Origin of the sequence: Streptomyces sporangiiformans, from assembly GCF_005768555.2 — a bacterium.
Lineage (GTDB): Bacteria > Actinomycetota > Actinomycetes > Streptomycetales > Streptomycetaceae > Streptomyces > Streptomyces sporangiiformans.
The window spans coordinates 16,788-28,196 of sequence record NZ_VCHX02000132.1 but is presented as its reverse complement, the minus strand read 5'-3'; the positions used below and the strand labels follow the sequence as shown (position 1 = coordinate 28,196).

The 11,409-nt window shown below is 70.2% G+C and carries 9 protein-coding genes and 1 tRNA gene; 3 read left to right on the top strand and 7 right to left on the bottom strand.

The window, feature by feature from the left end:
* Window positions 1-48: 48 nt before the first annotated feature.
* From FGD71_RS19440 to FGD71_RS19425, 5 genes are all read right to left on the bottom strand, one after another.
* Window positions 49-642: a 50S ribosomal protein L25/general stress protein Ctc gene (locus FGD71_RS19440; protein WP_119101738.1), complete on the bottom strand. Its 594-nt coding sequence runs from the start codon at window positions 640-642 to the stop codon at window positions 49-51.
* Window positions 643-842: 200 nt separating this feature from the next.
* On the bottom strand, window positions 843-1,814 hold the full coding sequence (locus FGD71_RS19435; RefSeq protein ID WP_119101737.1) for a ribose-phosphate diphosphokinase: 972 nt from the start codon (window positions 1,812-1,814) through the stop codon (window positions 843-845).
* A gap of 142 nt (window positions 1,815-1,956) precedes the next feature.
* Window positions 1,957-3,405 carry a bifunctional UDP-N-acetylglucosamine diphosphorylase/glucosamine-1-phosphate N-acetyltransferase GlmU gene (gene glmU, locus FGD71_RS19430; RefSeq protein ID WP_119101736.1) on the bottom strand — a complete coding sequence of 483 codons (1,449 nt, stop codon included), beginning with the start codon at window positions 3,403-3,405 and terminating at the stop codon, window positions 1,957-1,959.
* A gap of 129 nt (window positions 3,406-3,534) precedes the next feature.
* Window positions 3,535-3,605 (bottom strand) — tRNA-Gln (locus FGD71_RS47440).
* Window positions 3,606-3,611: 6 nt separating this feature from the next.
* Complete coding sequence (locus FGD71_RS19425; protein WP_119101735.1) at window positions 3,612-4,484, bottom strand: helix-turn-helix domain-containing protein; 873 nt, start codon at window positions 4,482-4,484, stop codon at window positions 3,612-3,614.
* 166 nt (window positions 4,485-4,650) lie between these two features.
* Here FGD71_RS19425 and FGD71_RS19420 point away from each other — a divergent pair, with 166 nt between their 5' ends.
* Window positions 4,651-5,982 (top strand): sensor histidine kinase, encoded by a 1,332-nt coding sequence (locus FGD71_RS19420; RefSeq protein ID WP_119101734.1) that lies wholly within the window; start codon window positions 4,651-4,653, stop codon window positions 5,980-5,982.
* A gap of 56 nt (window positions 5,983-6,038) precedes the next feature.
* On the opposite strand, the gene FGD71_RS19415 is transcribed toward FGD71_RS19420, so the two are convergent.
* Together FGD71_RS19415 and FGD71_RS19410 are read right to left on the bottom strand one after the other, a co-directional pair.
* A complete protein-coding gene (locus FGD71_RS19415) occupies window positions 6,039-6,545 on the bottom strand; it encodes an SUKH-3 domain-containing protein (RefSeq protein ID WP_119101733.1) in 507 nt (168 codons plus the stop codon).
* 68 nt (window positions 6,546-6,613) lie between these two features.
* Window positions 6,614-7,117, bottom strand: a complete 504-nt coding sequence (locus FGD71_RS19410) for a YwqJ-related putative deaminase (RefSeq protein ID WP_119101732.1) — start codon at window positions 7,115-7,117, stop codon at window positions 6,614-6,616.
* 270 nt (window positions 7,118-7,387) lie between these two features.
* Between FGD71_RS19410 and FGD71_RS19405 the strand changes: the two genes are divergently transcribed.
* A complete protein-coding gene (locus FGD71_RS19405) occupies window positions 7,388-8,374 on the top strand; it encodes an SMI1/KNR4 family protein (protein ID WP_119101731.1) in 987 nt (328 codons plus the stop codon).
* Between the two features lie 7 nt (window positions 8,375-8,381).
* On the top strand, window positions 8,382-11,393 hold the full coding sequence (locus FGD71_RS19400; protein ID WP_119101730.1) for an SUKH-4 family immunity protein: 3,012 nt from the start codon (window positions 8,382-8,384) through the stop codon (window positions 11,391-11,393).
* Window positions 11,394-11,409: the final 16 nt, after the last annotated feature.

Genomic DNA, 11,409 nt, shown 5'->3' with positions numbered 1-11,409 from the left:
GCCGCCGCTCCTCAGGAGCGGCGGCCGGCGAAACGATGACAGCGAGGATCAGGCCTCGGCGCCCTCGGCAGCCTCTTCCTCGGCCTCGCCCGCGGTCTCCTCCGCCTGCGCGGCCAGAACCTGCAGAACGACGGCGTCCTCGTCGATGTCCAGCGTCGTGCCGTCCGGGAGCGGGATGTCCTTGGCGAGGATGGAGGCGCCGGCCTCCAGGCCCTCGATGGAGACGGTGACCGACTCAGGGATGTGCGTGGCCTCGGCCTCGACCGGCAGCGCGTTCAGCACGTGCTCCAGCAGGTTGCCGCCCGGAGCCAGCTCGCCCTCGGTGTGCACGTAGATCTCGACGTTGACCTTCTCACCGCTCCTGACGAGCAGCAGGTCGACGTGCTCCAGGAAACCCTTGATGGCGTCACGCTGGACAGCCTTCGGGATCGCCAGCTTCTTCTTGCCGTCGAGTTCCAGGGCCAGCAGAACGTTCGGGGTACGCAGCGCCAGCAGCAGATCGTGACCCGGCAGGGTGACGTGGGTCGGGGCGTCACCGTGACCGTACAGAACGCCCGGAACCTTGCTCTCACGGCGAATACGACGCGCGGCACCCTTGCCGAACTCCGTACGGATCTCGGCGGCGAGCTTTACCTCGGCCATGCTCATCACTCCTCGTAGATAGGGGAAGGTGGTCACCCGGCCATACATCGGCCTGCTACGAAGAGCGCGTCGATAACGGACCGCCGCACCAAAAAGGTACGGCCTCCCTCGCCGAGCAACTGTGACAGCTTACGCGGCGAGAAGGCCGTACCAGAAATCGATCTTCAGGGCCCGCTGACGTGGGCCTCCTGCTCGTCGAACTACTCGTCGAACAGGCTCGTCACCGAACCGTCCTCGAACACCTCACGCACCGCACTCGCGATCGTCGGCGCGATCGACAGCACCGTGATCTTGTCCAGCGCCAGCTCACCCGGCGTCGGCAGCGTGTCCGTGAACACGAACTCGCTCACCTTCGAGTTCTTCAGCCGGTCGGCCGCCGGACCCGACAGCACACCATGCGTCGCCGTCACAATGACATCCTCCGCACCATGCGCGAACAGCGCCTCCGCCGCCGCGCAGATCGTGCCACCCGTGTCGATCATGTCATCGACGAGGACACAGACCCGGCCCTCCACATCACCGACCACCTCGTGCACCGTGACCTGATTCGCCACGTCCTTGTCCCGGCGCTTGTGCACGATCGCCAGCGGCGCACCCAGACGGTCACACCAACGGTCCGCGACCCGCACCCGGCCCGCGTCCGGCGACACCACGGTCAGCTTGGTGCGGTCCACCTTCTGCCCCACGTAGTCCGCCAGCAGCGGCAACGCGAAGAGATGATCGACCGGGCCGTCGAAGAACCCCTGGATCTGATCCGTGTGCAGGTCCACCGTCAGAAGCCGGTCGGCACCCGCCGTCATCATCATGTCCGCGATCAGACGCGCCGAAATCGGTTCACGTCCACGGTGCTTCTTGTCCTGACGGGCGTAACCATAGAACGGCACAATCACCGTGATGCTCCGAGCGGAAGCCCGCTTCAGAGCATCGATCATGATCAACTGCTCCATGATCCACTTGTTGATCGGAGCCGTGTGGCTCTGGATCAGAAAGCAGTCGGCACCGCGTGCCGACTCCTCGTAACGGACATAGATCTCACCGTTCGCGAAGTCGAAGGCCCTTGTCGGGACAACCCCGATGCCCAGCACGTCGGCCACCGCCTCGGCAAGCTCGGGGTGGGCGCGGCCGGAGAAGAACATCAACTTCTTCTCGCCGGTCGTCTTGATCCCGGTCACAGACTGTCTCCTCAGAGGTGTCTCAGCTGGGCGCAGCCAAGTGATCGCAACCGTCGTCGATCACGGTGAGCTGCATGGCCTGGTAGAGGTGAGTGGATGTGCGGTTATCACGGTACGCCGAGTCAGGCGCACCTGTTTCCGGTCAGCTTTCGCCCTCCGCCTCGCGAGAAGCCGCCTCCGCCGCCTTCGCCGCAGCGCTCCCCGGACGCTTCCGCGCCACCCAGCCCTCGATATTCCGCTGCTGACCACGGGCCACGGCCAGCGAACCGGGCGGCACATCCTTCGTGATGACCGAGCCCGCCGCCGTGTACGCGCCGTCCCCGACCGTGACGGGTGCCACAAACATGTTGTCCGAACCCGTCTTGCAATGTGAACCCACCGTCGTGTGGTGCTTCGCCTCACCGTCGTAGTTCACGAACACGCTCGCGGCACCGATGTTCGTGTACTCGCCGATCGTCGCATCCCCCACATACGACAGATGCGGCACCTTCGTGCCCTCACCGATCGACGCGTTCTTCGTCTCCACGTACGTACCCAGCTTGGCCTTCAGCCCAAGCCGCGTACCCGGACGCAGATACGCGTACGGCCCGACCGACGCCTGCGGCCCCACCTCGGCGCCATTGGCGACCGTGTTGTCGACCCGGGCCCCCGGGCCCACCCGGGTGTCCGAGAGACGCGAGTTCGGGCCGACCTCGGCACCCTCGCCCAGATGCGTGGCGCCATGAAGCTGCGTACCCGGATGCACGATCGCGTCCTGCTCGAAGGTGACCGTCACATCGATCCAGGTGGTGGCCGGGTCGACGACCGTCACCCCGGCGAGCATCGCCCGCTCGAGGAGGCGGTCATTGAGGATGCGGCGCGCCTCCGACAGCTGCACGCGGTTGTTGATCCCGGCGATCTCCCGATGGTCGCCGGCCACGGACGCGCCCACGCGGTGACCGGCCCCCCGAAGAATCCCGAGCACATCCGTCAGGTACTCCTCACCCTGACTGTTGTCCGTCCGCACCTTGCCGAGCGCATCGGCCAAGAGCTGCCCGTCGAAGGCGAAGACACCCGAGTTGATCTCCCGGATGGCGCGCTGCGACTCGGTGGCGTCCTTGTGCTCGACGATCGCCGTCACCGCGCCGGAGACTCCGTCGCGGACGATGCGGCCGTAGCCGGTCGCGTCCGGCACCTCGGCGGTCAGCACGGTCACGGCATTGCCGTCCGCGCTGTGCGTGGCGGCGAGATGGCGGAGCGTTTCGCCACTGAGCAGGGGCGTGTCCCCGCAGACCACGACCACGGTGCCGTCGACGGTGCCGCCGAGCTGCTCCAGCCCCATCCGCACCGCGTGCCCGGTGCCGTTCTGCTCGGCCTGCACCGCCGTCCGTACGCCCGGGTCGATCTCGGCGAGGTGCGCGGTGACCTTCTCGCGGGCGTGCCCCACGACGACGACCAGTTGCTCGGGGTCCAACTCACGCGCGGCGGCGAGCACATGGCCCACAAGGGAACGGCCACAGATGTCGTGCAGGACCTTCGGTGTGGCCGACTTCATACGGGTGCCCTCACCCGCTGCGAGTACGACGACGGCTGCCGGGCGGTTGGCGCTCACGGGTTTTGCCCTTCGGCTTCGGATGACTGCGATGTCTTTGGGGTGTGGACATGGGCAGGATACCGGGGCGTAGTGCGGGGGAAATGTGAGCGGGGCCTGACTTGGCAGTCAGGCCCCGCTTGCCCTGGGCTCCCGGGGGAGGACTCGAACCCCCATATGCGACACCAAAAGACGCCGTCTTGCCCTTAGACGACCCGGGATAGCCCCTATGTCCGGTTCGATGAACCGGCCGGAAGGACAGCCCCTACTATGCCGTACCAGGCGCCCTCGATGCGACGGTACAGATCGGCACTCTGTAGGACGCTGATCACGAGACAGCCTCTGTACGTGTCGCCGACGTTCTTGCGCACCGTTTTCGGGTTGTGCTTCTTCAGCGTGGTTTTGCTGAGCGAGCACCTGTCGACATCGAGGAGATCGGCCCAGTACTGCTCGGCGGCAGTCACGTCGGCGGACTCGTGGATCATCACACGGAAGCGCCTTCGCTCTCGCTCGATCTTGAGAAGGTCCAGCCAGGCTAGGAAAACGCTGATCATTCCCGGGTCGCTGTTGACGAAGTTGACGTACTCCCGGCGGTTGTACGGCTTGTCCTTGCCGCCCTCCGCCCAGTAGAGGCCGACGCCCAGGAGGAACAGCTCACGCTCGGACAGGTCGCCGATCTCCGCGAGTGCGGCCGTCTTGGTGCGCTGTCGTTCCTCGTCGCGCAGCGCGAGCTCGTGCTCCCACCGCTTCCGCGCCGCGAGTTTCGCCTGCTCCGTCGGATCCCGTCGCTCCGGCTTCGGTAGATCCCGTACCCACAACGAGATCGAGCTCTTCGAGCACCCCAGTTCCACCTGGATCTGGTCGTACGTCCAGCCCTGGAGCCGTAGCTCTCTCGCCCTCGCTCTCAGGTCGTCCTTCGCGTTCGGGCGCTTGGTCCACTCCGGGGGAGCCTCGCCCTCCAGGAGGCGGTTGAGGATGTCGTCGTTGTCGACGTGCAGCCGGTCGCGGATCTGGCGGCGGCTGAAGCCTGCTCGCCGCAGGGTCACCGCCTGCTCGCGCAGCCCCTCGAAGTCGGCGTACTTGCTGTGTGCGTGTGCCATGGGCATACCGTCTGGCGGAATGGGGGCTTCCGGGGGCGAACGGTGAGCGATTCAGCAGTTCGAGGGATATCGGATCGTTTCGCTTCTGTTCGATTGCGGGCTGTGGTGTAGCCCAGTGCCCGGAACTTGCCGGAAAAGGGGTGGCGTGCGCCCGTAGGCTGGAGGCATGACCACGACGGGGGAAGACCACACCGTGGCCCTGGAGGGGCCGTGGTGGTGGGCGAGGTGGCGTAGCGCGGTGCTCGATGGAGGGCTCGCGTTGGTGTCCGCCGTCGAGTGTGCGATCGAGGGGGTTCCGTTCGCGCGGGACGCGGGGCTGCCGGTTCCGGCGGGGGTGGTTTTCGGGCTGTTCGCGGGGGCCGTCCTGCTGTTGCGCCGGAAGTGGCCGATCACGGTCGTGCTCGTCTCGATCGCGATCACGCCTGCCGAGATGGGCTACCTGATGGGGCTCGTCGGGCTCTACACGCTGGCCGCGTCGGAGTTGCCCCGGCGGATCACCGGGGCGCTGGCGGCGATGTCGATGCTCGGGGTGCTGATCGTCACGTATGTGCGGGCGCATCAGGGCGTGGTGCGCGGTGATGTGGCCTTCGGTGAGTGGGCGGTGCCGTTCCTGTCGCTCACGACTTCGCTGGGCATGACGGCGCCGCCGGTTTTGCTCGGGTTGTACGTGGGTGCGCGGCGCCGTCTGATGGAGAGCTTGCGTGAGCGGGCCGATTCGCTGGAGCGGGAGTTGCAGCTGCTGGCCGAGCGGGCGGAGGAGCGTGCGGAGTGGGCGCGGAACGAGGAGCGGACGCGGATCGCGCGTGAGATGCATGACGTGGTCGCGCACCGGGTGAGCCTGATGGTGGTGCATGCGGCGGCGCTGCAGGCGGTGGCGCGGAAGGATCCGGAGAAGGCTGCCAGGAACGCGGCGCTTGTGGGGGACATGGGCCGGCAGGCGTTGACGGAGCTGCGGGAGATGCTGGGGGTGCTGCGTACGGGGGAGGGATCGGCGCCCCGGGTGCAGTCGATGCAGTCGATGCAGTCGGTTCCGTTGGCGGCGGTGGGGGCGGCCGCGGCCGCCGCGGCGTCCCGGGCTGTGGGCGACGAGGGGGGCGAGGGGCCTTGCCTCGCGGATCTGGACGAGCTCCTTGGGCAGTCCGCCGCCGCCGGGATGGCGGTGGATCTCTCGGTCGACGGTGATGCCCGCGTGTACGCCCCGGAGGTCGAGCAGACCACGTATCGCGTCGTGCAGGAGGCGTTGACGAACGTCCACAAGCATGCGGCGGGTGCGAAGACGCATGTGCGGCTGGCGCATCGTTCGTCGGAGATCGCGATGCAGGTGGAGAACGAGCCGCCGCCGGAGCCGGAGGCGGCGTCGGACGCGCGTCTGCCGAGTGGCGGGAACGGTCTGGTCGGGATGAAGGAGCGGGTTTCCGCTCTGGGGGGTGTGTTCGTTTCGGGGCCCACGGACGCGGGTGGGTTCCGGGTGTCGGCCGTGATCCCGGCTGATGGCTGAGCGCTGAGGACTGAGGACTTAGAGCTGAGGGCTGAGGACTTGGAGCTGAGGGCTGATCAGCCTGTCGTCAGGCGTTCCGGCTCCGTGCCCGAGATGAGGCCCGTCAGCGCCTGGTCGATGTCGGGTCCGAGGTACCAGTCGCCTGTGTGGTCGAGGGTGTAGACGCGGCCTTCGGCGTCGATGGCGAGCAGGGCGCGGCTTTCGGACTCTTCGCCGAGGGGGCAGACCTCGGTGTCGAGGGCGCGGCCGAGGTCGGCCAGGGTGCGGGCCATGTGGAGGCCGTGCAGCGGGTCGAGGTGGAGGGGGGAGGGCGCGATCTGGCGGCCGGGGCCGGGCGGTTGGATGTGCAGGCCGCCGAACTCCGCCCAGGCTTCGACCGCTGCGGGGAACACGGCGTGCCGGTGGCCGGCGGGGGATTCGTGGCTGCGGAGGGCGTCGGCCCAGATCTCGGCCTGCTTTATGTCCCAGCGGCCCGGCTGCCATCCGGCGGTGCGCAGTGCCGTGTCCACGGGCGCGGGGAAGCGGCTCGTGGAAGTGGTGGAGGAGGCGCGGTCGGTGTGCATCGGCCCTTCGTTCGTCTGAGCGGCGTGGGTGCGGTGTGTCCTCTGTTGGTACGCGGGTGTGGGAAGACTCACGTCTGCGCTGTCGTCGGGTCGACGATGCGTACGCCGAAGTGGGCGCTGAGCGCGGTGCAGGAGCGGCATGGTGCGGCGAAGCTGCCGTGCAGCGGGTCGCCGTCCTCGCGGATGCGGCGGGCGGTGAGTTTCGCGTTCTTGAGGGACTTGCGGGCTTCGCCGTTGGTCATCGGTTTGCGTGCGGCCCGCTTGGTGCGGGCGGCGTCGGCCGCGCTGATGTGCCGGGAGATGAGGATCGCTTCGGCACACCGGCCGGTGAACCGGTCGCGTTGGCCGCTGGTGAGGGTGTCGAGGAAGTCCCGTACGAGGGGATGGAGGGCGGGCGCCTGGTCGCCGCGCCCGGCCGTTCCGGTGAGGGTGGCACCACGTACGGAGAGGGCGGCGGCGACGGTGGGGAGTATGCCGTCGCGGCGGTGGAGGAGGACGGGTGCCTGGCGTCTTTCGGTGCTGCTCCAGCCCACTCGGGGGTCACCGGACGTTCCTGTCTGTGTGGCGTTCATGGTCGTGCTCCCTCCCCTTTCCCCGCGACGGTAGCCGCTGATGTCCTGCCCCCGGGCGGGGACAGAGTGCCAAACTCCGGGGCCGGTGTGGAAGCTGAGGCGGTGCGACACGCGCGGTCTTCGTCTCACCGTCACGGCAGGGTGACGGCTGGTCACGGAACCGGAGGCCCGGTGGCCGGTACGGAACCGGACGGCCGGTGACCGGTGTCGTCCAACGACATAGGCTGTCGATATCCGTGGAACATCAGAACGCCGCAGGGGGCAACCGCCATGACGACAGGTCGGCTCGGGCAGCAAGCCGCGCCGCCGAACGCGGCCTACGCCGGGCAGGTCGTGCATTTTCCGGACCCGGTCCGGGCCGCCCGTCACCCCAGAGGTGTACGGATCGACGAGTACGGCTACCCCGACTTCTCGGCGTACGCGCGTGCCGCCGCGGAGATCGCCGAGCCGCCCGAGGGTTTCGGTGTCGATGAGTTGCGGCTGACGGACTATGTGTCGGCGAACGCGGCGATGGCGGCTTCGGGACATGACCTGTGGGACACGATTCCCCAGGTGGCGACACCGCATGGCTGGACGTGGCATCACGTGCCCGGTACGCGGCGGTTGGACCTGGTGCCGGTGGAGGTGAAGGCGTTGCTGCGGCATCACGGCGGGCTGGCGACGGCGGCCGTGGACCAGAACAAGAGGGGCACGCGGCCGTTGCAGGAGACGCGGCCCGCGCATTTCGGGTTGCCGAAGTCGTCGGTGGCGGTGACCGAGCAGCAGGTGCTGGGGGCCGAGGAGGACCTGGGGTACCGGCTTCCGGGTGCCTATCGGTCGTTCCTGAAGGCGGCGGGCGGGTGCGCGCCGGTGGGCGCGGCGCTCGACGCGGAGCTCGGACTGCTCGTCGACCAGCCGTTCTTCACGGTGCGGGACGAGGCGGCCGTCAATGACCTCGTGTACGTCAACAAGTGTCTGCGCGATCACCTCACCAAGGACTACCTGGGAGTTGGTTTCGTACAGGGCGGTCTGCTCGCGGTGAAGGTGAAGGGCGAGCGGATCGGCTCGGTCTGGTTCTGCGCGTACGACGATGCCCGTGACCAGGACGCGTGGCCGCCGGCCGAGCGCGTGCAGCGGCTGTTGCTGCCCTGCGGTGACGACTTCGACCAGTTCCTGGGCCGGCTCGCGGGTAATCCGCCGGAGCTGGAGACCGTGGCGAACCTGATGGTGGACGGCGGCTTCGCGCAGGCCGTGGCCGTCTCTTCGGTGGGGGAGTGAACGTCCGATGGTGACCTTCGCGCAGGCGCAGGAGCGCGCGGAAGAGTGGATCAACGGGGATGTGGCCTCGTATCAGCATCGTGAGGTGCGGGTGCGGGAGTTCGAGCTCGGGTTCGTGGTCTGGGCGGAGGACCGCGCCGACGGTCCCCGGTCCGACGGTGGTGCGCAGCGGCTTGTCATCGCGCGCGACAGCGGGGAGGCCACGTTGTGGCCGTCGCTGCCGGTCGGTGAGGTGATTCGTCGGTATGAGGAGGAGTACGGGGTGCCGGACGCGGCACCCGAACCGGCGCCGGCGCCTCCGGCGCGGGTCGATCTGAACCAGACGTCGTTCCTGCTGACTCCTCCGGAGTGGCTGCAGGAGGCGGCGGACAGGATGGGGATTCCGGACCAGCGGGCGGGTTCGTCCGCGGGCTCGGCCCCGGGTTCGTCCGACGGGGCGGGGGCCAGGCCGGCCGCGGCCGGCTCCGGCGACCGGCCTTCCGCCAATGGGGTTGCCGGGAGCGGGGGTTCGCTGCCCGGGACCTTGGCGGGGCCCGGGGGTCCGGGGTCGCCGGGATCGTCCGGGGCGCCGGGTGCGCCCTCGGGGTCCGCTGTTCCGTCGGCGCCCGGTGCTCCGTCGGGGCCCGGTGCGCCCGCCGCTCCAGGAGGTGCCACGTCGTGGCCCGCCGCCGGAGGTGGGGCCGAGTCCGGCTCAGCCGAGGGGCCGGGTGCGCCCGCCGCCACTCCGTGGGCGGGGACGGACACCAACGCCGAGCCGGGTGAGGACCGTTCCGTGCCGTTGCCCGCGACGGTGTTCTCGCCGCCGGTGAGCGGCCCCGACGACGGCGGTACGCCGCCGCCCGCGCCGCCGGACGCCAAGACCGCCCTGATGTCGGGCGGCAGCCAGCTTCCGCGTACGGCGGTGGCCCCGGCAGTCGACAACGAGCAGGGGTCGGGCGCGGCACCGGGCCCGACGCCACCGCCGGGCGCTCCCCGGGGCCCGGGTGCGGCGGGTACTCCGCCTCCGCCTTCGCCGCCGGGTGCTTCGTACGGGTACCCGCAGGGCACTCCGCCGCCGGGGTCTTCGTACGGTTACCCGCAGGGACCCGGTGCGGCCCCGAACACGCCGCCGAACACACCGCCGAGCGCGCCCGGTACGCCGCCGCCCGCCGGTCCCAACGCCCCGCAGCCGCCTGCCGGTCCGAGTGCGCCGGCGCGGCCGCTGCCGCCCAACGCCGGTGACATCGCCGACGCCGCGACCAGCAAGGCGCAGTCGCCCCCGCGTCGGGCGCGTGCCAGTGGGGCGGGTACGCCGCCTCCGCCGGGTGCGCCCGGGACGCCGGGCGCGCGGCCGGGTGGTACGCCTCCGCCGTCCGGGCCCGGTGCGCCGGGTACCCCGGCGGGTGGGTACGTGCCCACCCAGCTTGTCTCGCAGCTCGGTCCGGAGGGGCCGGAGGGCCCCGGTGGTCCCAAGCCTCCGGGTGCGCCGCAGCCTCCGGGTGCGCCTGGTGCTCCGAACCCTCCGGGTGCCCCGAACCCTCCGGGTGGTACGCCCTCCGGCGGTGTCCACCACGCCGCGACGGTGCTGGCCGATCCGAGTCAGCTCGGCGGCAGCTCCGGTGGCCCCAAGCCTCCGGGCGCGCCTGGTGCGCCCGGTGCGCCGCAGCCGCCCGGTGCACCCGGTGCCCCCGGTGCGCCGCAGCCTCCGGGTGCGCCTGGCGCTCCGAACCCTCCGGGTGGTACGCCGTCCGGCGGTGTCCACCACGCCGAGACGATGCTGGCCGGTCCCGGTCCCGCCGGGCCGGGCGCTCCTCCGCCGCCCCAGGCCCCCGGGATGCCGCCCGGCGCGCCGCTCCCCGCCCCCGGGATGCCTCCGGGCGCTCCACAGCCGATGCCGGGTCAGCCCATGCCGGGTCAACCCATGCCTGGCCAGGGCCCGATGCCCGGTCAGCCCATGCCCGGCCAAGGCCCGATGCCCGGTCAGCCCATGCCGGGTCAGGGCCCCGTTCCCGGTCAGCCCATGCCCGGGCAGCAGCCTCCTGCGTACGGCTACCCGCAGCAGGGGCAGCCGACGGTCGGTCCCGGTTATCAGGCCGTACTCCGTTACCGGGCGCAGGACGGTTCCGAGCAGCAGCTCATCCGCCGTTCCGCGCCGGGCACCCCGCATCCGGAGTGGCAGATCCTGCACGAGCTGCGGGCGATGAACGTTCCCCCGCAGCAGGTGCTGGAGCTGCACACGGAGTTGGAGTCGTGTGAGCTGCCGGGCGCGTACTGTGCGCGGATGATCCGGGAGAGCTGGCCGCAGGCGCGGATCACCAGCATCGCTCCGTACGGCACGGACCACGCGAGCCGTCAGCAGGGCATGGCCCAACTGCTCGCGCATCAGGGCGAGCTGCACCAGGTGGCGGACGGGCCCGCGAGGCCCGCGCCGGTGCGCGCGCCGTTGCCGCAGGTGCAGCCGGCGCCGCCGATTCCGCCGGAGGCGATCGGGCAGGAGCTGGCCGCCGCGTTCGGGCCGGGAGTCTTCCGTTTCGACCAGGGTGCGGTGTCCCGGCAAGGCGTCCCGCCGATCGTGGCGCACACCCTTGTGGTGGCCGGCCTGCCCGTCGACATGGGCCCGTTCTTCTGGGCGCAGGCGCAGCCGGGCCGCCCGGTGCCGACGCTGGCCGAGCTGGCGCAGGAGCGCGGGGTGCAGCCGGCCTCGGACGCGGGCTCGTATCTGGTGATGGGCAGCGACTTCGGCAAGGCGATCTGTGTCCAGTACGGCACGGCGAACATCGTGGCCGTACCGGTCGAGGCCGGTCCGGGCGGTGCTCCCGTACCGCCGCAGTTCGTGAACACCGGGCTGCCGGAGTTCGCGCGCAGTCTGGCGCTGCTCGGCCGGATGTGGCGGCTGCGGTTCGGGCTGAACCAGGAGCAGGCGGGGCGTTGGACCGTCGACTTCCAGGCGCAGCTCGCCTCCCTCGATCCGGCGGCGCTCGGGTCGCCGGAGAGCTGGTGGTCGGTGCTGCTGGAAGAGATGTGGGACGGGTTGCTCTGACCTGTCGTTGAGCTGA